18 protein-coding genes and 1 pseudogene are annotated in these 22,203 nt (G+C 72.2%); 15 read left to right on the top strand and 4 right to left on the bottom strand.

What is annotated here, in order from left to right; translation table 11 throughout:
* The first annotated feature begins 14 nt into the window (after nucleotides 1-14).
* Together ligA and ACWEGE_RS24690 are read left to right on the top strand one after the other, a co-directional pair.
* Complete coding sequence (gene ligA, locus ACWEGE_RS24695; RefSeq protein ID WP_449662811.1) at nucleotides 15-2,006, top strand: NAD-dependent DNA ligase LigA; 1,992 nt, start codon at nucleotides 15-17, stop codon at nucleotides 2,004-2,006.
* Between the two features lie 102 nt (nucleotides 2,007-2,108).
* Nucleotides 2,109-2,549 (top strand): hypothetical protein, encoded by a 441-nt coding sequence (locus ACWEGE_RS24690; RefSeq protein WP_449662810.1) that lies wholly within the window; start codon nucleotides 2,109-2,111, stop codon nucleotides 2,547-2,549.
* A 75-nt stretch (nucleotides 2,550-2,624) separates the two neighbouring features.
* Here ACWEGE_RS24690 and ACWEGE_RS24685 read toward each other — a convergent pair whose 3' ends face one another.
* Nucleotides 2,625-3,182, bottom strand: coding sequence for a hypothetical protein (locus tag ACWEGE_RS24685; RefSeq protein ID WP_449662809.1), 558 nt, complete (start codon nucleotides 3,180-3,182; stop codon nucleotides 2,625-2,627).
* Nucleotides 3,183-3,540: 358 nt separating this feature from the next.
* On the opposite strand from ACWEGE_RS24685, the gene ACWEGE_RS24680 reads away from it, so the two are divergent.
* The gene (locus tag ACWEGE_RS24680; protein ID WP_449662808.1) at nucleotides 3,541-4,659 is read left to right on the top strand and encodes a polysaccharide deacetylase; all 1,119 of its coding nucleotides are present in this window, start codon (nucleotides 3,541-3,543) and stop codon (nucleotides 4,657-4,659) included.
* A 48-nt stretch (nucleotides 4,660-4,707) separates the two neighbouring features.
* Here the strand turns inward: ACWEGE_RS24680 and ACWEGE_RS24675 are convergent, their stop codons facing one another.
* A complete protein-coding gene (locus ACWEGE_RS24675; protein WP_449662807.1) occupies nucleotides 4,708-5,004 on the bottom strand; it encodes a hypothetical protein in 297 nt (98 codons plus the stop codon).
* A 113-nt stretch (nucleotides 5,005-5,117) separates the two neighbouring features.
* Here ACWEGE_RS24675 and ACWEGE_RS24670 point away from each other — a divergent pair, with 113 nt between their 5' ends.
* The 12 genes from ACWEGE_RS24670 to ACWEGE_RS24615 all read left to right on the top strand — a co-directional run bounded on the left by ACWEGE_RS24670 (nucleotide 5,118) and on the right by ACWEGE_RS24615 (nucleotide 20,820).
* Nucleotides 5,118-6,812: a VMAP-C domain-containing protein gene (locus tag ACWEGE_RS24670; RefSeq protein ID WP_449662806.1), complete on the top strand. Its 1,695-nt coding sequence runs from the start codon at nucleotides 5,118-5,120 to the stop codon at nucleotides 6,810-6,812.
* Entirely contained in the window at nucleotides 6,809-7,864 is a 1,056-nt protein-coding gene (locus tag ACWEGE_RS24665; protein WP_449662805.1) for an AAA family ATPase, read from the top strand. Before ACWEGE_RS24670 ends, ACWEGE_RS24665 begins: the two co-directional genes overlap by 4 nt.
* Nucleotides 7,865-7,880: 16 nt before the next feature.
* Nucleotides 7,881-11,393, top strand: coding sequence for an SAV_2336 N-terminal domain-related protein (locus ACWEGE_RS24660; RefSeq protein ID WP_449662804.1), 3,513 nt, complete (start codon nucleotides 7,881-7,883; stop codon nucleotides 11,391-11,393).
* A 233-nt stretch (nucleotides 11,394-11,626) separates the two neighbouring features.
* Nucleotides 11,627-12,388, top strand: coding sequence for a 3-oxoacyl-ACP reductase FabG (gene fabG, locus ACWEGE_RS24655; protein WP_449662803.1), 762 nt, complete (start codon nucleotides 11,627-11,629; stop codon nucleotides 12,386-12,388).
* Nucleotides 12,389-12,393: 5 nt separating this feature from the next.
* Nucleotides 12,394-12,846: a MaoC family dehydratase gene (locus tag ACWEGE_RS24650; protein WP_449662802.1), complete on the top strand. Its 453-nt coding sequence runs from the start codon at nucleotides 12,394-12,396 to the stop codon at nucleotides 12,844-12,846.
* A gap of 106 nt (nucleotides 12,847-12,952) precedes the next feature.
* Nucleotides 12,953-13,978 (top strand): phosphotransferase family protein, encoded by a 1,026-nt coding sequence (locus ACWEGE_RS24645; RefSeq protein ID WP_449662801.1) that lies wholly within the window; start codon nucleotides 12,953-12,955, stop codon nucleotides 13,976-13,978.
* Complete coding sequence (locus ACWEGE_RS24640; RefSeq protein ID WP_449662800.1) at nucleotides 13,979-15,202, top strand: acyl-CoA dehydrogenase family protein; 1,224 nt, start codon at nucleotides 13,979-13,981, stop codon at nucleotides 15,200-15,202.
* Nucleotides 15,199-16,383 carry an acyl-CoA dehydrogenase family protein gene (locus ACWEGE_RS24635; protein WP_449662799.1) on the top strand — a complete coding sequence of 395 codons (1,185 nt, stop codon included), beginning with the start codon at nucleotides 15,199-15,201 and terminating at the stop codon, nucleotides 16,381-16,383. The genes ACWEGE_RS24640 and ACWEGE_RS24635 overlap by 4 nt, the downstream gene beginning before the upstream one ends.
* The gene (locus tag ACWEGE_RS24630; protein ID WP_449662798.1) at nucleotides 16,380-17,474 is read left to right on the top strand and encodes an acyl-CoA dehydrogenase family protein; all 1,095 of its coding nucleotides are present in this window, start codon (nucleotides 16,380-16,382) and stop codon (nucleotides 17,472-17,474) included. The genes ACWEGE_RS24635 and ACWEGE_RS24630 overlap by 4 nt, the downstream gene beginning before the upstream one ends.
* A gap of 129 nt (nucleotides 17,475-17,603) precedes the next feature.
* Nucleotides 17,604-19,112: a hypothetical protein gene (locus tag ACWEGE_RS24625; RefSeq protein WP_449662797.1), complete on the top strand. Its 1,509-nt coding sequence runs from the start codon at nucleotides 17,604-17,606 to the stop codon at nucleotides 19,110-19,112.
* 138 nt (nucleotides 19,113-19,250) lie between these two features.
* On the top strand, nucleotides 19,251-20,129 hold the full coding sequence (locus ACWEGE_RS24620) for an alpha/beta fold hydrolase (protein WP_449662796.1): 879 nt from the start codon (nucleotides 19,251-19,253) through the stop codon (nucleotides 20,127-20,129).
* A 43-nt stretch (nucleotides 20,130-20,172) separates the two neighbouring features.
* Nucleotides 20,173-20,820: an HAD family hydrolase gene (locus ACWEGE_RS24615; RefSeq protein ID WP_449662795.1), complete on the top strand. Its 648-nt coding sequence runs from the start codon at nucleotides 20,173-20,175 to the stop codon at nucleotides 20,818-20,820.
* Here the strand turns inward: ACWEGE_RS24615 and ACWEGE_RS24610 are convergent, their stop codons facing one another.
* On the bottom strand, nucleotides 20,821-21,540 hold the full coding sequence (locus ACWEGE_RS24610) for a hypothetical protein (RefSeq protein ID WP_449662898.1): 720 nt from the start codon (nucleotides 21,538-21,540) through the stop codon (nucleotides 20,821-20,823). It lies immediately after the preceding gene.
* A gap of 316 nt (nucleotides 21,541-21,856) precedes the next feature.
* Nucleotides 21,857-22,123 (bottom strand): annotated as a pseudogene (locus tag ACWEGE_RS24605) (helix-turn-helix domain-containing protein); the annotation flags it as partial.
* Nucleotides 22,124-22,203: the final 80 nt, after the last annotated feature.

The raw sequence follows: 22,203 nt of genomic DNA, 5'->3' as shown, positions 1-22,203 counted from the left end.
GTAACGTCCTCGCCGTGAACAGCCAGGAACGCATCCAGGAACTCGCCGACCGCATCACGGCGCTGCGCGACGCCTACTACCGTGGTTCGCCGCTGGTGGCCGACGCGGAGTACGACGCGATCGAGGACGAGCTGCGGAGCCTGCTCGAGGCGCACCCGGAACTCACGCCGGACCCGAACCCGCTGGACCAGGTCGGCGCGCCCGCGGTGCTGCACGCGCCGATCCGGCACTCGCGGCCGATGCTGTCACTGGAGAAGGCGACCAAGCCCGAGCAGGTCGAGGCGTTCTTCGACCGCTTCCCCGGCCAGCCGGTGGTCGTCATGCCGAAGCTGGACGGCCTGTCGCTGGCCGTCGTCTACGAAAACGGGCGGCTGGCCAGGGCGGTCACCCGCGGCGACGGCACGACGGGCGACGACGTCACGATGCTCGTGCGGGCGCTGACCGACGGGATCCCGGAGCAGGTGGCCGCGCCGGGCCGGGTCGAGGTCCGCGGCGAGGCCGTCATGCTGCGCTCCACCTTCGCCGCCTACAACGCCGCCCACCCGGACAAGCCGCTGATCAACCCGCGCAACGCGGCCGCCGGCACCCTCCGCGCGAAGGACCCCGCCACCGTCGCCGAGCGGCGGCTGCGGTTCTTCGCCTTCGACCTGTACACCGAGCCGGACAGCGCGGAGACCGACCTCGGCAGCGCGCTGCACACGCTCGGCTTCACCGCGGCCGACATGCGGCGCTGCGCCGGCGCCGCCGAGGCGCAGAGCGTGATCGGCGAGATCGAGCAGCAGCGCAACGACCTGGACTACGACCTCGACGGCGCCGTGCTGCGGCTGGCGAGCCGGGACGCGTACGCGGCGGCCGGCACCCGGTCGAGCTCGCCGCGCGGCGCGCTGGCGTTCAAGTTCGCGGCCGAGGAGAAGACCACCGTGCTGTCCGATGTGGTCTGGGACGTCGGCAAGACCGGCAAGATCGCCCCGGTCGCGTGGCTGGAGCCGGTGTTCGTCGGCGGCACCACGGTCACCCGCGCGACGCTGGCCAACCAGGAGGTCATCCGCGCCCGCGGCATCAAGATCGGCGACACCGTGCTGGTGCGCCGCGCCGGAGACGTGATCCCGTTCGTCGCCGGCGTGCTCGACGCCTCGAAGCGCACGGGTGCCGAGCGGGAGATCGTCCCGCCGAGCGAGTGCCCGTCGTGCGGGCAGCCGCTGACCGAGCAGGGCAACAGCCGGGAGCTGTTCTGCACCAACGTTTCCTGCCCGGCGCAGACCGTGCGGCGGCTGATCCACTGGGCGTCGCGGGCGGCGGCGGACATCGACGCCATCGGCGGCGTGTGGATCGAACGGCTGGCCGAGGCCGGGATCCTGGAGCACCCTTCGGACTTCTACGGGCTGACGAAGGAGAAGCTGCTCGAGTTCGACCGCATCGGCGAGGTGTCGGCCACCCGGATGATCGAGTCGATCGACACCAGCCGGGCGGTCGGCCTGCGCCGGGCGCTGATCGGGCTGGCGATCCCGATGGCCTCGGAAGGCACGGCCGCCCGCCTGTGCCGGGCCGGGTTCGGCTCCCTGGAAGCCGTCGCCGACGCCGGCGTCGAGGGGCTCGTGGCCGTGGAGGACATCGGGCCGAAGGTCGCCGCTTCGCTGACCGAGCACCTCACCCGCCTGCGCCCCGAGCTGGAGCGCCTGCGGCAGGCGGGGGTTTCGCTGGACGTGCGCGAGGAGGACCTCCCGCCGGTCGTCGCGGCGGGCGCGCCGCTGGCGGGCAAGACGGTGGTGGTCACCGGCGCGATCAGCGACCCCCGCTCGGGTGAGAAGGTTCCCCGTCCGACGTTCCAGCGGCTCTGCGAGCGGGCGGGCGCGACCACGGCAACGTCGGTCTCGGCGAGCACGGACCTGCTCATCACCGGCGCGGACGTCGGGGCGAGCAAGCTGACCAAGGCCGAGAAGCACGGCGTCGAGGTCGTCGACCAGGGCGAGATCTGGCAGCAGCTGATCTCGGCGGGCATCGTGTAGCCGGCGGGGCGTCTCGCTTCCCGGACGCGGGTCACCCGGTCGTGGAAACCAGCCAAGCGCGACACTGAGCGTGAGTACCCGACTTCGTCCGAAGGGACCGCGATGACCACGTCCGACCTCATGGTCGCCCGCCAGCTCGGGGTGCACGAGTTCCTCACCGCACGCGGCTGGCTCCTCGACGGTGACAGCGATCCCGCGCGGGTGTGGTTCGCCGACGACGTGCACGCCGGCTGGCACTACCCCGAGACGTACGGCGGCCAGCACGTCAACGACGTCGCCGACACCACCCCGGTGCGGCTGCAGAGCTACTTCACGTTCGGCAACGAGGGCGAGGAGGTCTTCGCCCTCGTCCCGGCGGGCAACCTCCGCGGCAGCGGCTGCGCCGAGCACGACACCCAGGAGCGGTTCTTCCCCCTGACCGCGAGCGGAGTCGTGGACCTGGAGGAGATCGCCGCCCTGCTCGAAGACCTCGAGCCACGCGCGCGGGCCCTCGACCCGCGGGCGTTGATCGAGTGCCGCTACTTCGGGCCCTGCACACGGTGAACCGGCGGCGGCGCGTGAACCGGCCGCGCCGCCGGCCGGATCACCGCAGTCGACATCACCTCAGCCGACATCACCTCAGTCGACGCGGTAGACCTTGACGACCCCGACGTTGTCGTTCAACTCCGGCCCGAACCAGGGAACCGGAAGCCGTGACGAGAACTTGAGGATCTGGGTCGGGTTGTAGAACTCGCCCCAGGTGCACAGCCCGTACCCCTTCGCGGAGCTCAGCTTCTGCCGCCAGTCGCTGTTGGGGATCAGCCGGTACCCGCTGTAGTCGCAGGTTCCGTCGCTGCCGTAGATGTCCTTCGTCTCGCCGGTGTAGTAGGTGTCCGCGTACCAGGCCATCAGCCGTGCGCTCGCGGCCACCTCGGCTTCCCCCGCCGTGCGGGCACCCGGCCGGTTCAGGTGCCGTCGGGCGTCATCGCGGGAAACGTCGGAGCAGGCCCGGCTGAGCTCCGGGGAAACACCGTCGGGAGCGGCGGCCTTGCCGACCAGGACCGCGCAGTACTTCCCGGTTTCCGCCGACGCCGACGCCGACACCGGGGCTGTGGACGCCTCGGACGCCTCGGCCGCCGTCAGCAGGCAGGCGGCCGCCGCGGCGACGGCGGCGAGCGTCCGGGTGGTTCTGGGCACCGCACTCATTTCGTTCCTCCCCTTGTGTTCGAGGAAGACGACGTTAGCCACGCACCCCTTCCGCCTGACGACATTCCGGCACCGGCCTACTTCGCGGTGCCGGGCGCCGCCGAGGTGCGCGAACGCCGGCTGACGATCCGGCGTCACAGGCAAGGACGCGGGCGACGACCGGCAATCTTGCCGGTCTTCCGGGTCCCCGCGACACAGGCGAAGATCCACTACTCTCCGTGCCTTGCCCGGGTTGCTTTTGGGTTACGCATCTCACCGCGATGCACCCGGATCCCCCCTTCGACGTCCTGTATGTGACGGTACGTAGCAGGGGGAGGGGTTTGCGGTGGGGTTTCGCTCGGCACGGTGGGTGCGGCGACCGGGCACCTGGTTCACCGTCGTGCTCGCCCTCGTGCTCGCCGTCGTGCTGATCACGACCCTCGGGGGCGGCCCCGCCCAGCCCAGCCCGCCGGCCGCCGGTCCGTCGCCCGCCACCACGTCCGCCACGGCCCCGCCCGTGCCCAAGGAGCCGGACTGGATGCGTCCGCTGCGCCCGGGCGAAAAGCCCCCGCAGTTCGTGCTCTTCTCCTTCGACGGCGCCGGCGCGCACGAACACTGGAGCCGCTACCTCGCCCTCGCCAAGTCCGTCAACGCCCACTTCAGCGGTTTCCTCTCGGGCATCTACCTGCTGACCGACGAGCAGCGGCAGCGCTACACCGGCCCCGGGCACCGGCAGGGCGTGGCCTCGATCGGCTTCGGCGGCAGCGCCGGGGAGGTCGCCACCCGCGTCCGGGACCTCAACGCCGCCGTGGCCGCGGGGCACCAGATCGGCACGCACTACAACGGGCACTTCTGCGCCGGCGCCGAACCGAGTGTCGGCCACTGGACCACGCAGGGCTGGACCGACGAAATCGGCCAGTTCAGCCGCTTCGTCGACGACGCCCGCGACCACCTGGGCCTGCACCTGTCCGCCAAGGACGTCACCGGCGGCCGGACGCCGTGCCTCGAAGGCAACTGGGCCGCGGCCTTCCCCGCCATGCGCGAAGCCGGCTACACGTTCGACTCGAGCCAGCCCTCCGACGGCGTCAAGTGGCCCACCAGGCTGGACGGCATCTGGGAGTTCTGGATGCCGTTCGTGAAGGTGCCCGCGCTGCACAAGAAGGTCATCATGATGGACTACAACCTGTGGTACCAGCTCGGCCACTCCAAGAACGACGCCGGCCAGTACACCCAGGCCACCCTCGAGACCTACCGCGGCGCCTACCGGGCCGCCTTCGACGGCAACCGCGCCCCGCTCGTCATCGGCAACCACTTCAACGACTGGGCGGGCGGGGCGTTCTCCCGGGCGGCGGAAGGCTTCATGGGCGAAGTGTGCGCCAAACCCGAGACGGTCTGCGCCACCTACGCGGAAGTCACGAAGTGGATGTCGCTGCAGAACCCCGCCGTCCTCGACCAGTACCGGTCGATGCCGCCCGCCCAGGCCGGCTGAGCGACGGCGGTACTGCCGGCGCCGGCGAGCCGGGCTCGAAGCCGGTGGTCAGGAACCGTCGATTTCCCTCGTCGGCCCGGGCGGTTCCGCCGGGTGCCTGCCCGATCGCCGCCGGGACCGGCGGACCGCGGCGCCGGCGGTGGCCAGCGCGCTGACACCCCCGACGGCGGCCGCGCCGGTGGGACCGAACAGCAGCATGATCACCAGGGTCGGGGCCAGGACGACGGCCGCCGCGAACGCGATGCAGACCAGCAGGAAGGCGACGTTCATCGTCTGTTTGCGGTCGCGAATGATGGCCGCGATGAGGGCGAGGATGCTGTCGGGCGGTGGTGGCCTGGTAGGCATCGCCTACCCCCTGCGTCTGTCGAAGTCTCATCGGACCTGCGTTGCTCCGCCATTATGCTCTGATTCGGAAGAAAACTGATAGGGTTGCTCCGAACAGTGACTCTGGAGGCTCGATGGGGCCTGAGCCGATCGCGCGGCTGGTCGCCGCCCACGTCCGCCGCCTGCGGCGGGAGCGCGGGTGGTCGGCCGATCGCTTGGCGAGAGCCTGCGCCGACATCGGCCAGCCGACGCTCACCCGCGGCACCATCGCGAAGATCGAATCCGGCGTCCGGAAGACGGTGACCGCCGACGAGATCGCCGTGCTCGCGAAGGCACTGGAGGTCACGCCGGCCGAACTGCTGGCCCCCGGTGACGAGGATCAGCGCCCGCCCGCGGCGGCGGGCCCGCTCGGTCCGCTGGTCGACGCCTTGGCGCGCACCGAGGTGCTGCGCGAGCCGTCGGTCCGGGCGCTGGCGATCGATCTGCTCCGGCGGCAGCTCGGCGCGGAGTTCGAAGTGCCCGAGCTGCCCTCGTTCCGGTTGCACCTCTACGCGCTGGTGGTCGCCTGCGAGCGCCACCCGTACGGGATCCAGGCCTTGCTGGACGTGCTCGAGGAGCTCGAACCGGATCCGAGCGGGGTGGAGAGCGTCCGGACCGCGGCGGCGGACCTGAGCCCGATCGCGCTGCTGCCATCGGACGAGCGGGCGCAGCTGTTCCGGTTGTTCGCCGCCGGGCAGTGGGTGCGGCTGGAGGAGGACTACCGCGCCGCGGCCGGCCCGTACGCTCCCGAGCCGGAAGAGCCGCCGGCCGGGCCCCGCGAGTACTTCGAAGAACTGGAACGGCTGAACGCGCCGCCCAGCGGAATCCCGCCCGCACTGGTGTTCGTCGAACGCCTGGCCGCCCAGGCCGAACCCCGGCTCGCGGACGGGTTGCGGCGGTGGAACCGCGACCTGGCCGCCCGGCTCCAGGTGCCGGTGCCCGCGGTGACCGAGCCGGCGGGCACCGTCGCACCCGCGAGCGCCTACCTGATCATCCGGCTCGAGCCGGACTTCGTGGCGCCCGAGCTGCTCCAGGCGCGCTCCTGGACCCAGCTCGGCTCGGAGGGGCTGCGGGCGGGCGAGGAGTTCGAAGGAGGACTGGCCGAGGTCCGGGAGCTGGTCGCCGGGCTGGTCCGGGAGGCGGAGGCGGGCTGGGCCGCCGACACGGCGGCCATCCGGGTGGAGTTCCTGCTGCCGCGGGCGCTGCTCGGCCTGCCGATCGACCAGTGGCCGAGCGAGCTCCCCGGCGAGTCGCCGCAGCCGCTGGGCCTGCGACACCAGGTCGTCGTGCGCAGCCTGGACCGCATGCGCTCCCCCCACTGGCACCGCGCCTGGCGCCGCCGGTGGGCAAGCCTGGCCCAGGTCGGCTCCCTCGCGAACGACCAGGTCTGGTGGACCGATGCCCGCGAGCAGGCCGACGTGCGGCGCCTCGACGCGAGGCTGGCCACGAGCGACCAGGTGCTGCTGGTGCTGGCCCAGCCGCTGGTGGCCGCGGCGAGCATCGCCGGGGACGAAGTGGCCGTCGGGCTGCGGGCCGGGGTCCCGGCGATGCTGTGGCTGCGCGACCCGCGGTTCTCCGCCGAATTCCGGGAGATCGTCCCGTCCCTGCTCGAAACCGGCCGGAACCTGCCGGAGAGCGTGCGGTTGCTCCGGGGTGCGGCGTTCGGTGCCGACGACCCTGAAACACACGTCGGCAGTCATGTGACTTTGTTGTGGGATGACCCGGGCCGGCTCGTCGAGCCGTCCGGGCCGGTCGGTGTGCGCCAACACGCGAAGGAAGGTCGGTCATGAGTTCTGGCCAGGAAGCCGCTTCCCCGGTGCCCCCGTGGTGGATCTACCGCGGAACGGGAGAGCCGCGCACGGAGGACATCGCCGATCTGCTCCCGCCGCCCCCGCCGTGGCGGGCCTTCGACGGAGAACCGGTGGTGCCGGTGCCGCCGGCGAAGGACGCCGACTTCACCCGGCGGCTCGGCCGGCCCGGCCCGGTGCCGATGCGTTCCGCTCCGCAGCAGGTCGAGCTGATCAACGCGGCCATCTGCCTCCGCCGCCCGCTGCTGGTCACGGGCGCGCCGGGGACCGGGAAGTCGTCGCTGGCCTACCGGATCGCCCAGGAGCTGAGGCTCGGTCCGGTCCTGTACTGGCCGATTTCCACCCGGAGCTCGCTCGGGAACGGCCTGTACGAGTACGACGCGATCGGCCGGGTTCAAGCCGCCAGTGCGCAGGCGGCCCGCCCGGACTGGCCGCAGGAGAACGCCGACATCGGCGACTTCGTGCGGCTCGGGCCGCTCGGCACGGCGCTGCTGGCCTACGAGAAACCGCGGGTCCTGCTGGTCGACGAACTCGACAAGAGCGACATCGACCTGCCCAACGACCTGCTGGCCGTGCTGGAAGAAGGCGAGTACTTCATCCCGGAGCTGGCCCGGCTGGCGAGCAGGACGCCGGACGTCCGGGTGTTCACCCACGACCTCGGCGAGTCGGCGGTGGTCCGCTCCGGCGTCGTGCGCTGCCGGGCCTTCCCGATCATCGTCATCACGAGCAACGGCGAACGCCAGTTCCCGCCCGCGTTCCTGCGGCGCTGCATCCGGCTGGACCTGCCGAGCCCGGACGTGGAGCAGCTGGCAGGCATCGTCGCCGCACACCTGCCGCAGGGGGTCGGGACCGCGGCCGCCGAGCTGATCGAAGCCTTCGCCGAGCGATCCGGGGCGGCCGAGCCCGGGTTGCCGGTCGACCAGCTGCTGAACGCCCTCTACCTGGTGACATCCGGGAACTACGACGCGCACGACAAGTCGTGGCCGCAGCTGGTCGACGCGCTGTGGCGGCAGCTGTCGGCACCCGTCGACTGACTGGGGAGTACGCGCTATGAGCGAGCCGGACGACACGCCGACCCGGGTACCGGCGGGCGAGCTGTCCTGGCAAGAGGTCGGGGACATGCTCTGGCTCGTCAACGTGCTGCGGCAGTCGAGAAGGCCGGGGCACCCGGACGAACCTCGCCCGGACCGGACGCGCGCACCGGAGCCGGCCGAGGTGCCACCGAGCCCACCCGAGGCGGTCGAGGAGCCCGAACCGATCCCGGAGCCGGCCGAGGCGCAGGCGGCGCCCGAGCCGGCCGTGTCCGGGCCGGGCCGGGCCGGCGGCGGCCGGGATTTCGGCTCGCAGCTGACGAACCCGCGGGCGATCGAACGAGCGTTGCGGCCGCTGTCCCGGCGCGTCCCGTCCCTCTGGGACAGAGAGCTCGACGAGGTCCGCTCGGCGACGACCGCCGCGGAAACCGGGTTGTGGCTGCCGGTGACCCGGCGCGCGGCCACCCGGCGGTTCGACGTCGTCGTCGTGTGCGACACCGCCCGCTCGACCGCGCTCTGGCGAGCGACCGCGGCCGACTTCGTCCGCCTGCTCGAACGACAGGGCGCGTTCCGCGACATCCGGACCGTCCAGCTCGACACCGACCAGGACGTCCCCGAGACCTACCGCGTCGCCGGCCGCCCGGACCGGCGCCCGCTGCGGGAGCTCGCCGATCCCCGCGGGCGGCGGATCGTCCTCGTGCTGACCGACGGCGTGGGCCGGGCGTGGCGGCCGGACGCGGTTTCGTCATGGCTGGCCGCGCTCGGGCAGGACAACCCGCTCGCCGTGGTCCACCACCTCCCGCACCGCCTGTGGCGCCTGGGAAACCTGAGCACGGAACTGGCGAACCTGTCGGCAGGCGAACCGGGAGCGCCCAACCGGCGGCTGCGCGTCGACGTCTACGCCGAATCCGGGGCGCCCCGCCGCGACGGACTCGCGGTTCCGGTGCTCGAGATGTCCGGCCGGTGGCTGGCGCGCTGGGCCGGCCTGCTCACCGCGACGGGGCCGGCCGAGGTCACCCTGCCGGTCGCCGTTCTCGGCCGGTCCGGCGACGTGCCGGAAGACCTGCCCGCCGAGCTCTCCGCGCACGAACGGGTGCGCGCGTTCCACCTGACCGCGTCCCCGGCCGCCTTCCGCCTCGCCGCGCTGCTGTCCGCGGTGCCGATCGACCTCGCGGTGATGCGGTTTGTCCAGCAGGAAATGGTGCCGAGTTCGGCGCTCTTCCACCTGGCCGAGGTGCTCCACGGCGGGCTCCTGACCGACGGGGACGGCGAACCCGGCGAGAGTTTCGACTTCCTGCCCGGGGTGCGGGCGGAACTCCTCGGTGCGTTGCGGCGCGCCGAAACAGTGGGCGTCATCCGGGAGGTGGCCACGGCCTTCGGTGCCGCGAAGCCGGTGCTCGACCGCCTGCGGGCCGCGGTCGCCGACCCGTTCGGGCCGTCGCTGCCGAGCGACCCCGCCGACGTCCACGTCGAGCGCGACGTGATGCGGGCGCTGTCGGGTCCCTACCTCGCCCGGGCGCGCCGCCTGACGGCCCGCGCGGGCGCCCTTTCGCGCCTGGGGGATCCGGATCTTGCGGCTCCGTCGAGGACGTCCGAGTCGATGGCCACGCTGTCGGAAAGCCCGCAGGCCGGCGCCCGGGACTTCGTCGACCGGCCCGAACTGGCGGCCGTGCGGTCGTCGCTCGTCGGCGGGGACGGCCGGCCCGTGGTGGTGCTCGGGGAGGGCGGCAGCGGCAAGACCGAGCTGGTCCGGGAACACCTAGCGCGGCACGCCGACGACTACGACTCGGTTTGGTGGGTCCGGGCGGGCGAGGCGGCCGACATCGTCACCGGCTACGACCACATCGCCATCGATCTCGGGCTGTGGCACCCCGGAGCGGCCGCCGACGCCGTCGCGGCCACCGTGCTGGACGCGTTCGCCGGCGCCCGTGCGGTGCGGTGGCTGCTCGTCCTCGACGGCGCGGCCGATCCCGCCGACGTGCTGCCCTACCTTCCCGCGGGGCCGGCGCACGTCGTGGTGACCTCGCGGGAGCCGGCCTGGCGGGACCACGGCATCCCGGTGCCCGTCGGCAGGCTGTCCGCCGCGCAGAGCCGCGAGCTGCTGCTGCGGCGCGCCCCCGCACTGGGCGACGCCGAGTGCGAGTCGCTCGCCGAGCTGCACGGCGGTCTCGCCGCCACCATCGCCCGTCTCGCGCACCGGGTGCCCCGGCACCGGTTCTCGGCGAGCTGGTTCACCCGGGAGGTGGTGGCCGAGGGCCTGTTCCGCCGCGCGCTCGACGGCATCGCCGGCCGCCGGCCGCTCCTCGACGCCTGCGCCGTGCTGGGGCCCCGCGGGGTGTCCGCGCACTTTCTCGACCGGTTGTCGGACCTCGGACCCGACCCGGTCACCGGCGGCAGCCTCGTCCCGGACGCCGAAGACGCGCGAGCAGCCCTGCTCGACGGCGGGTTGCTGGTGCCGGACGGGGACGTCCTGGTCGTCCCCGAGCCGGTCCGCGCCGAGGTGCTGGCCCGGTCGGGGGCCACGGCGCTGGCCTCCGCGCGGCACGCCGTTCACCGCGTCCTGGCCCAGGACACTTCGACGCTGGCGCCCGGGGAAGTGGTCTCGCACCTGAAGCGCTCGGGCATGGTGGACTGCGCCGACCCGGAGGTGCGGCGTGGTGTCGTCGCGCTGACGAGACGGCTCCTCGATCTCGGGTACCTGGCGGGGGCGATCGAGGTGGCCGAATCGGCACTGCGTTCCTGGGAGGCCGAATCGGCCGGCACGCCTCAGTTCGCTCAGCTCGCCGCCGAGCTCGGGGTGGCCTGCCGGCTGCGGGGCGAGCGCGCCCGTGCGGTCCGGCTGCACCGGCGTCACGGCCCGGCCGGGTCGCTGGCGCGCTCCCTGCGGGAGACCGGCGAAGTCGAAGCGGCGTTCGAGGCGCTCGGGGGCCACGCCCCGGCCACGGACGACATCGCGGTCGTCGCCGGGTTCGCGGCGACCGCCCGCTTGGCCGCGGCGCTCGCGGGCCGCCCGCTCGCCGCCGAAATCGTGGTGCTGCAGGAAGAAGTCGTGGCCCGCCTGCGCCGGGAATGCGGTGAGGGGCATCCCGCGACGCTGGCCGCGCTGGGCGAGCTGGCCCTGACCCGGCGCCTCCGCGGCGAAGCCCAGGCGGCGCTCGAGCTCGACCGCGCCCTCCTCGGCCGGGCCAGGGCGCTGCTCGGGGAGGGACACCGGATCACCCTCGCGTGCGCGATCAACCTCGCGAGCGACCTCCACGAGACCGGCCGGCCCGACGCCGCGGCGGAGCTGGACCGCCGCACGGCCCGGATCGCGACCCGGGCCCAGGGTGAGCGGCACCCGGCCACTTTGGTGGCACGGTGGAACCTGGCGCTCGCCGAAGAGCCGCGGCCGGGCGAAGCGGCCGCCGGCACCGCACTGAGCCGCGAGCTCGGCCGTTCGCACCCGCTGGCCCGGCTGGCGGCGGCCGGGTCGCGTTGCTGGTACGAACCCGATCCCGGTGCGCTGTTCGCCGACGAGCCCGGCTCGCTCTGAGAGAACCGACGGCGTGGCCGGCACCGACCCGGGCCCGGCCTCCGTGTGACGTTCACCACCGGCGTCACCCGACCGCGGCGGCTTCCTCGGCAAACCGCGCCGGGCCGGGCGCGGGCGCCTCGAATCTGCGTACGTTGGCATCGCAATGCGGGCCGCGGCCCGTATCGTCTGTGACCGACTGCTTAGTAGGCTCGCGGGCACGAGCCCGCTTCTCAACGACGAGGAGGTCCCCCGTGACCGATTCCCCATCCCGTGTCGCCGTGGTCACCGGTGCCGGCCGCGGCATCGGTGCCGCCGTCGCGGCCCGGCTGGCCGATGACGGTTTCGCCGTCGGGCTGCTGGACCTGGACGAAGCCGGCGTCAAGCAGGGCGCCGAGGCCATCGTCGCCAAGGGTGGCAAGGCCGTCGGGGTGGCCCTCGACGTCAGCAACGCCGAGCAGGTCGACGCCGCCGTCGCGCAGGTCGCCGCCGAGCTCGGGCCGCCGGTCGTGCTGGTCAACAACGCCGGCATCACGCGGGACAACCTGATCTTCAAGATGACCGAGCAGGAGTGGGACTCCGTGCTCGGCGTGCACCTCAAGGGCTCCTTCCTGATGACCCGCGCGGTGCAGAAGCACATGACCGAGCAGAAGTACGGCCGGATCGTCAACCTGTCGAGCACGTCGGCGCTGGGCAACCGCGGCCAGGTCAACTACTCCGCCGCGAAGGCGGGTATGCAGGGCTTCACCAAGACCCTCGCCATCGAGCTGGGCAAGTTCAACGTCACCGCGAACGCGATCGCGCCGGGCTTCATCGCCACCGACATGACCGCGGCGACCGCCGAGCGGCTCGGCATGAGCTTCGAGGACTTCAAGGCCGCCGCCGCCTCGCAGATCCCGGTGCAGCGCGTCGGCACGCCCGAAGACATCGCCCACCTGACGTCGTACCTGGTCAGCGAGGGCGCCGGGTTCGTCTCGGGGCAGGTCATCTACGTCGCCGGCGGACCGAAGGACTGAGGCCGATGCGCGAGTTCGAGAACCTGGACGCCTTCGCCGCCGCGGCCGGCGAGCACCTCGGGTACAGCGAGTGGATGACGGTCACCCAGGAGCGGGTCAACCAGTTCGCCGACGCCACCGACGACCACCAGTGGATCCACGTCGACGAGCCGATGGCGGCCGCGGGCCCGTTCGGCGGCACCATCGCCCACGGCTTCCTGACACTGTCGCTGCTGTCCGCGTTCGGCCCGAAGATCTACCGGGTCAACGGGATCAGGATGGGCATCAACTACGGCCTCAACAAGGTCCGCTTCCCGCAGCCGGTGAAGGTCGGCACGAAGGTGCGCGCCGGGGCGGAACTGGTGGAGATCACCGACATCCCGGGCGGCAAGCAGGCGGTGTCGCGGTGGACCATCGAGATCGACGGCGAAGCGAAGCCCGCTTGCGTCGCCGAGTGGGTGACGCGGTTCCTCGCGTGACGAGGGGCCGGCGGCGGCGCTTTCGGCGTGAAGGTGCCGTCCCGGCCCCTCTGTACGACATACCGACTGGTCGGTATGATGTCCTGATGATGGCTGAGGAGGCACGATGAGCCCGACCGACCCGCCGGGTCTCGACCTGGGCCGCCTGCGCGCCCACCTGGACGCCCGGCGGCCCGGCCTGGCCGCCGGGGAGCTGACCGCGGACGTCGTGGAAGGCGGCCGGTCCAACCTCACCTACGTGGTGGGCGACGGCCGGTCGCGCTGGGTGGTGCGCCGCCCGCCGCTCGGGCACGTGCTGCCGACGGCGCACGACATGAGCCGCGAGTTCCGGGTGATCTCAGGCCTGCGCGACACCGCCGTGCCGGTGCCCGAGGCGATCCTGCTCTGCGAAGACGCCGACGTCGTCGGGGCGCCGTTCTACGTGATGAGCTTCGTCGAGGGAACGCCGTACCGGACCGCGGACCAGTTGCGCGAACTCGGCCCGGACCGCACCCGGGCGATGGCCGACGCGCTGGTCGGCACGCTCGTCGACCTGCACGCCGTCGACCCGGCCGCGGCCGGGCTGGGCGATTTCGGCCGTCCGGAAGGTTTCCTGGAACGGCAGCTGCGGCGGTGGAAGAAGCAGCTGGACGCCTCCCGCAGCCGCGACCTCCCCGGTGTCGACGAGCTGCACGACCGGCTCGCCGCGGCGGTGCCGGTGTCCGGCGAGCCGTCGATCATCCACGGTGACTACCGCCTCGACAACGTGCTGGTCGACTCCAGCGACAAGATCGCGGCGGTGCTCGACTGGGAGATGTCGACGCTCGGCGACCCGCTGACCGACCTCGCGCTGCTGGTGGCCTACGCCGAGCGCGACAAGGTGTCGCTGCCGTTCGTGTCCAACGCCAGCTCGGCGCCGGGTTATCCGGGCACCGACGAGGTCGTCGCCCGCTACGCCGAGCTGTCCGGGCGGGACGTCTCGCAGCTGAACTGGTACGTCAGCTTCGCCTTCTTCAAGCTGGCCGTGATCCTGGAGGGCATCTACTACCGCTTCAGCAAGGGCCAGACGGTCGGGGCGGGTTTCGAAGGCGTCGGGGCCGGGGTCGCGCCGCTCATCGCGCACGGCAACGAGATTCTCAAAGAGGAGAAGTAAATGGACTTCGCGTTCGACGAGAAGACCGAGGAGCTGCGCGGGAGGCTCCTCGAGTTCATGGACTCGCACATCTACCCCGCCGAGCCGGTGTTCGAGCAGCAGCTCGCCGAGCGCGACGACCCGTGGGCCATCCCGCCGGTCGTCGAGGAGCTCAAGGCCGAGGCCCGCAAGCGCGGGCTGTGGAACTTCTTCCTCCCCGGCGAGCACGGCGCCGGCCTGACGAACCTGCAGTACGCGCCGCTGGCCGAGATCACCGGCCGCAGCATCCGGCTCGCGCCGAGCGCGCTGAACTGCGCCGCGCCGGACACCGGGAACATGGAGGTGCTCTCCATGTTCGGTAGTGACGAGCAGAAGAAGCAGTGGCTGGAACCGTTGCTGGAAGGCGAGATCCGCTCGGCGTTCGCGATGACCGAGCCGGACGTCGCCTCCTCCGACGCCCGCAACATCGAGACCGCGATCCGGCGCGACGGCGACGAGTACGTCGTCGACGGCCGCAAGTGGTACATCTCCGGCGCGATGAACCCCGCGTGCAAGATCTTCATCGTGATGGGGAAGACCGATCCCGAGGCCGCGCCGCACAAGCAGCAGAGCATGATCCTGGTCCCCCGCGACACCCCGGGTGTCACGGTGAAGCGCGGCATGCACGTGTTCGGCTACGACGACAGCGACCACGGCGGCCACGCCGAGGTGCTCTTCGAGGACGTCCGCGTGCCGGTCGAGAACCTCATCGCCGGCGAGGGCGACGGGTTCGCCATCGCCCAGGCCCGCCTCGGGCCGGGCCGCATTCACCACTGCATGCGGGCCATCGGGATGGCCGAGCGCGCGCTGGAGCTCATGTGCCGCCGCGCGATCTCGCGCGAGGCGTTCGGCAAGCCGATCGCCCAGCAGGGGGTGGTGCAGGACTGGATCGCCGAGTCCCGCGTCCGGATCGAGCAGCAGCGGCTGCTGGTGCTCAAGACCGCGTGGCTGATGGACACCGTCGGCAACCAGGGCGCGCACACCGAAATCCAGGCGATCAAGATCTCCACGCCGGCCGCGGTCGAGTGGATCCTCGACAAGGCCGTGCAGGTGCACGGCGCGGGCGGCGTCAGCCAGGACTTCCCGCTGGCCGCCATGTGGGCCGGGAACCGCACGTTGCGGCTGGCCGACGGACCGGACGAGGTCCACAAGCGCTCGCTGGCCCGGCGCGAACTGAAGAAGTACCTCTCGGAGGGCGCGAAGTGACTGTCACCGCCGAAGACCTGACCCGCCAGGCCACGGAGTTCCTGGCCTCGCACGACCCCGCCTCGACCGACCGCCTGGAGTTCCTGCGGGCCCGGTTCGACGCCGGGCTCGCCTGGATCCACTTCCCCGCCGGGCTCGGCGGGCAGAACGCGCCGCGCGCGCTGCAGTCCGTTGTGGACGCCGTGTTCACCGAAGCGGGCGCGCCGGACAACAACCCGCGCCGGATCGGCATCGGCCTCGGCATGGCCGCGCCGACCATCCTCGCCTTCGGCACGCCGGAGCAGCGCGAGCGCTTCCTGCGTCCACTGTGGACCGGCGAGGAGGTGTGGTGCCAGCTGTTCTCCGAGCCCGGCGCCGGTTCCGACCTCGCCGCACTCGGCACGCGGGCGGTGCGTGACGGCGACGACTGGGTCGTCACCGGCCAGAAGGTGTGGACCTCCGGTGCGCACGAGTCGCAGTGGGCGATCCTCGTGACGCGCACCGACCCGGACGTGCCCAAGCACCAGGGCATGACGTACTTCCTGTGCGACATGACCGCCCCCGGCGTCGAGGTCCGGCCGCTGCGCCAGATCACCGGCGAGGCCGAGTTCAACGAGGTCTTCCTGACCGACGTCCGCATTCCCGACACCCAGCGCCTCGGCGCGGTCGGCGAGGGCTGGAAGGTCGCGCAGACCACGCTGATGAACGAGCGCGTCGCGATCGGCGGCCACGTCCAGCCGCGCGAAGGCGGGCTGATCGGGATCGTCGCGAAGACGTGGCGCGAGCGACCCGAGCTGCGCACGCCGGAACTGCGTGACCGCCTGGTGAAGCACTGGGTCGAAGCGGAGACGCTGCGGCTGGCCGGCACCCGGCTGCGCCAGCAGCTCGCGGTCGGCGCGCCCGGGCCGGAGGGTTCGGCGATGAAGGTCGCCTTCTCCGAGCTCAACCAGGCGCTGACCGGCCTGGAGGTCGAGCTGCTCGGCGAAGAGGGCCTCGCCTACGACGACTGGACGTTCCGGCGCCCGGCGATCGTCGACTTCACCGGCCGCGAAGCCGGTTACCGCTACCTGCGCGCAAAGGGCAACTCCATCGAGGGCGGCACCTCGGAGGTCCTGCGCAACATCATCGCCGAGCGCGTGCTGGGGCTGCCCTCGGAGCCGCGCGTCGACAAGGACGTCGCCTGGAAGGACCTCCCCCGATGACGGATTTGCTGTATTCGGATGTCGAAGAGGACCTGCGGGCTTCGGTCCGGGACCTGCTCAAGGCCAAGGCCGGCGCCGAAGCGCTGCTGGCGCGCGTGGAGACGGCCGAGCCGTACGACCTGAAGCTGTGGCGCACGCTGGCCGACGAGGTGGGCGTGGCCGGGTTGGCGGTCCCGGAGGAGCTGGGCGGCCACGGCGCGTCGGCCCGCGAGGTCGCCGTCGTCGCCGAGGAGCTGGGCCGCAGTGTCGCGCCGGTGCCGTTCCTCGGCAGCGTCGTGCTGGCGACGACGGCGCTGGTGCACGCCGGCGCGCGGGACTTCGTCGAGAAGCTGGCGGCGGGCCAGTCGATCGGCGCGCTGGCCGTGCCGCTGTCGACGGCCCCGGGCGCGGGTTTCCCGTCGTCGGTGACGGCTTCCGCGGACGGGACCGTGAGCGGCCGGGTGGGCACGGTGGCGGACGCCTCGGTGGCCGACCTGCTGGTCGTCCCGGCCGCCGGCCCGGACGGCCCCGCGCTCTACGTCGTCGAGGCCTCGGCCGCGACGGTGTCGGAGCTGGTGTCGTTCGACCTGACCCGGCGGGTGGCCGACGTGTCGCTGGACAACGCCCCGGCGACGCTGGTCGCCTCGGGCCCGGAGGCCGCCGCGGCGCTGGAGCAGGCGCTGCTGTTCGGCGCGGGCATCCTCGCGTCGGAGCAGACGGGCATCGCCGAGTGGGCGCTCACCGAGACGGTGACCTACCTCAAGGGCCGGTACCAGTTCGGCCGCCCGGTCGGCGGGTTCCAGTCGCTCAAGCACCGGCTGGCGAACCTGTACACGGACCTGGTGCTGGCTCGCGCGGCGGCCCGCAACGCGGCGGACGCGCTGGCCACGGGCACCGACGTGCCGATCGCGGTGGCGGTGGCCCAGGCCCGCAACGCGCCGATCGCGGTCAAGGCGACCGAGGAGGCGATCCAGCTGCACGGCGGCATCGGGATGACGTGGGAGCACCCGGCGCACCTGTACCTCAAGCGCGCCAAGGCGGACGAGCTCGCCCTCGGCACCCCGGGCCGGCACCGCGCCCGGCTGGCGGAGCTGATCGACCTGCCCGCCTGAGTTCCCGGAAACGGCCCGTTCTCCGGAACGGGCCGTTTCCGCGTTCCGCAACACATTCGGCCGTGCCGCCGGAGGTGGCGGCTGCCGTACGCTGGCGCTTGCGGTGACGTGGACAGCCGGGAGGTCGGCATGGCGCAGGCCATCCAGATGCACCTCAACCAGGCGCTGATGCGCATTCCGCGGCGGGCCGAAAGCGCCGATCGTTCGACGCTGGCGGCCACCTACGTCGCGGCGGGCTCGTTTTCCGCGATGATCAATTCCGCCGACCACCAGATCCTGTTCGGCCGCCGCGGCACCGGGAAGACGCACGCCCTGCTGCACCTGCACGAGCTCGTCGAGGGCACCGGGGACCTCCCGATCTACCTCGACCTGCGGACGATCGGGTCCACGGGCGGCCTGTACGCCAACACCGCGTTGAGCCCCGCCCAGCGCGGCACGCAATTGCTCGTCGACACCCTCGAAGCCGTGCACGACCGGCTTTTCGCTTTCGCCGCCGAAAGCGGCTCCACGGATCAGGACGCCCTGCTGCGCGGCCTCGACGCGCTGGTTTCCGCCGCCACCGAAGTGGAAGTGATCGGCGAAACCGAACAGGAACAGACTTTCGGCGGCGCGCTGGAACGGGAATACTCCGCGGAACTGTCGATCGCACCGAAAGGCGGCGCCAGAGCCGGTGCGCGGCGCCGCACGGCGGTGACGGCGTCGGACCGCCGGAAACGCACCGGTGTCGAGCAGCACCGCGTGCTCTTCGGCCCGCTGAGCCGGGCCGTGCAGGCCGTGGCCGACGGGGTCCGGCCCGCCCGGCTGTGGCTGCTGCTCGACGAGTGGAGCAGCGTGCCGGCCGACCTGCAGCCGCTGCTGGCGGACCTGCTGCGCCGCAGCGTGCTGCCCGTCCGCGGGATCACGGTGAAGATCGCCGCCATCGAGCACCGCGCCCGCTTCTCCGCCGCCCTCGACGGCGACTACCTGGGCATCGAGGTCGGCTCGGACGCGGCGTCCGCGGTCAGCCTCGACGACGCCCTGGTGTTCGACCAGTCGGCGGCGGCGGCGCAGGCGTTCTTCCGGCAGCTGTTCGCCAACCACGTCCGGCCGGTGCTCGGCTCGATGCTGCCGGCGGCCGAGCCCGCCGACTTCGTCGACGCCACCTTCGACGGCAGGGCGTTCCCCGAGCTCGTCCGGGCCGCCGAGGGCGTCCCGCGCGACGCGATCAACATCGCGGCGCTGGCCGCCCAGCACGCCCACGGCGAGAAGATCACCCAGGCGCACGTGCGCCGCGCGGCCCGTGACTGGTACCTGCGGGACAAGCAGTCCGTGCTCAGCCGGGACGAGGACGCCGACCGCGTGCTCGCCCTGCTGGTCGACGAGGTGGTCGGACGGCGCCGGAGCCGGACGTTCCTGCTGCCCACCCGCGACCGCACCGCGGCGATCGGCACGCTCTGCGACGCGCGGCTGCTCCACATCCTGCGGCGCGGCGTCGTCGACCCGCGCCGGCCGGGGCGGCTGTACGACGGGTACGCGATCGACTACGGCTGTTACGTCTCGCTGCTGGCCGGCGGCGCGGCGGCGAAGCACCTCCCGGCCGACGTCTTCACGTTCGACAAGGCCGTGGTCGACCTGGAGCGGCTGGGCCGGTATTCATGAAGAAAATTCAGTTTCTTTCGGAATTTTCGCTCACCTGAGCGAAAATTTTGTGAGCCAGGCCACTCCATGCGTAAAAGGGTGACAAAAATGCCCTTCCTCCCATGGTTCTCGCCGACGCCCGGATCTAACCTGTGCGCCATGGAAACCGCCGTCGCGCCGGCCGACGCCGGCGCGCTGGAGCAATTGACCGTCACCATCGGCGGTCACCGCCACAGCGCGCTCGCGGCCGGCCCCGCCTCGGGTGAGCTGGTCCTGCTGCTGCACGGCTGGCCCGAGTTCGCCGACTCCTGGACCGAGCAGCTCCACGCCCTCGGCGAGGCGGGCTACCGGGCGCTGGCGGTCGACCAGCGCGGCTACGCGGCGGGCGCGCGCCCGCACGGTGTCGAGCACTACACGCTCGACCACCTGGTCGGCGACGCCCTCGCGTTCGCCGACAGCCAGGGAGCGGCCCGCTTCCACCTGGTCGCCCGCGACTGGGGCGGCATGGTGGCCTGGGTGCTCGCGGCAGCCCACCCGAACCGCCTCCGTTCCCTGACGGTGCTGTCCACTCCCCACCCGGCGGCCCTCCAGCGCGCGGTGGCCACCGACGACGGCCAGTCCCACGACCTCGGCTACATCCGGTTCTTCCGCCGCGAGGAAGGCAAAGCCGAGAAATACCTCTTACGCGACGAAGCCGCGCAATTACGGGCTGTTTACAGCCGCCGCACCCCGAAAGCAATCGTCGAAGGCACGGTGACCCGCCTTTCGGAGCCGGGCGCCCTGACGGCGACGTTGAATTGGTACCGCGGAGCCACGAACGACGAGTTCGACATCCCGGCGGGCCGCATCCAGGTCCCGACGCTGTACCTGTGGGGCCGCGAGGACCCGTACCTCGGCCAGAGCGCGGCGGAGCAGACGGTCCACCACATCGACGCGGAGTACCGCTTCCAGATCATCGAAGGCGCGAGCCAGTGGATGGCGATGGAGGTGCCGGACGAGGTGAGCGCCCTGCTGCTCGACCACGTCCAGCGCCACTAGTGACAGACTCGGCCGAATCAGTCCTCGACGGGAAGGAAGCACCATGCCCGTGCGGGCGGTCGTGCTCGACATCGGCGAAACCGTGCTCGACGACACCCGCGAGTGGAACGCGTGGGCCGACTGGATCGGCGTCGGCCGGCACACCTTCTCGACCGTGTTGGGCGCGGTCACGGCGGCAGGCCGGGACAACGCCGAGACGTTCCGGTGCTTCAGGCCGGACTTCGACTTGGCCGTCGAGCGACAGCTCCGCGAGAGGGCCGGTCGAGGCGAGCAGATCGACGAGACCGACCTCTACCCCGACGTCCGCGCCTCCCTCGCCGAGCTGAAGCGGATGGGGCTTCGGGTCGCCCTCGCCGGCAACCAGACCGCGAAGGCCGGCGATCTCCTTCGCAAGCTCGACCTGCCGGTCGACCAGATCGCGACGTCGGCGGACTGGGGTGTGGCCAAGCCGGATCCCCGCTTCTTCTCCCACGTCGTCGACATGGCCGACGTGGCTCGGGACCAGCTGCTCTACGTCGGCGACCACCGGGACAACGACATCATCGCCGGGCACGCCGCCGGTCTCCGGACCGCCCTGATCCGCCGCGGCCCGTGGGGGCATCTGTGGGCCGAGGACCCGGCCGTACTGGCCTACGCCGACTGGGTGATCGACTCCCTGGAGGAGCTGCCCGGTCTGGTCACCGGAGCCTGATCAGGACACACCGGCCCAAGCGGCGAAGGTGGCCAGCTCGTCGCAGGCCACTCGACGGCTGCGGATCAGCGACTTGAGCGTCGTCTTGACATGGGGGTGTTCGCGGGTGTGCTGCGGCGCAATGCGCCTCGCCGTCCGAAGCGACGCGAAAGCGTCCTCGGGCCGGCCGACTTCGAGCTGGGCGGGGGCCAGATCTATGTAGAAGTGGGAGCGGCGCTCGGCCGGGAGATCGCGTGGGGGATGCCAGCCGGTACCGCGACGGACCGCGGTGGGGCTGTCGCCCAGCTCCTGCGCGACGGCCACCTCGTGAATCCGGACGGATGCGGGTCCGAACGCCGTGCCGAGGTAAACCCCTTCGCGCACGTCCGCCGCGGCCCGGTATGCCGCCGCGACGTGGTCGGCGGCCTCGTCCGCTTTTCCGGCACGCGCGGATACCACAGCGGCCCGCATGGCCAGTGAGCCGCGCGCGACGGCGCAGTCCGGTGTCGATTTCTGCCCCGAGACCTGGTCGGCGGCACGGATCAAGGACCGGTGGGCGGTATCCAGGTCATTGGTCACGAAGAAGACTTCGGTGCGCACGTAAGCGACGGCCGCGTCGAGCAACGGCCGGCCGACCTCGGACGCGGCCAGTCGCATGGCGGTGATGATCTGCGCGGAAAGATCCGGGTAGCCGTACTTGAAAGCCAAGCCGTCCGCTGCTCGGTACGCGAGGACGAGCATCTCCGCCGCCTCGCTGCCGCCCGCCGACGGCCGAGTGCCGAGCCCGGCCGAGCTCCACCAGCAGATCGGGCAGATCAGTCGCGAGCTGTGCGTAGCGCGCCTGCAGGCGTTGCTCCGTCACCTTTGCGACGTCCCCCTTCAGGGCGTGCCACGGCCTTACCGGACCATCGTCCGGCACATCACACGCCAGCAACGCCCGACGCAACGCAGGGACACCGGCCCGGACCGCGTCGTCGCCGAATCGGGTGATGGAGCGTGGCCGGTTCCCTGACCTCAGCACCGTCTGTTCCTGCCTGGCCGTTTCCCAGAGCCGCCGCAGCTCGCCACCGGCGGCAATGCCCCGGTCCACCGCTTCGACGAGCGCCCGGGACGGCAGGCCCCGCCCCGGGCGCTCCGCCATCGACACGTAATTGCGGGTGTACCCGATTCGCCGGGCCAGCTCGGACTGGCTCAAACCCGCGTCGAGGCGGGCTCGCCGAATTTCCCAGGCCAACCGATCGACGGCCGGCCTGCCCTTGCTGGTTTCTTCGGTCACATCCCCTCCGGTCGGCCAGGACGGGGGGTAAATCGCCGAACCCGGCATTTCCCCCCTTCCCGCAGCATAGCCGCGCAGGCTCTCATGGTGATCGTTCCGGCCCCTTCCGCCAAATCGAGCAAGGACGA

Source organism: Amycolatopsis sp. NPDC004747 (assembly GCF_053601335.1).
This window is presented reverse-complemented; position numbering and strand designations above follow the sequence as displayed.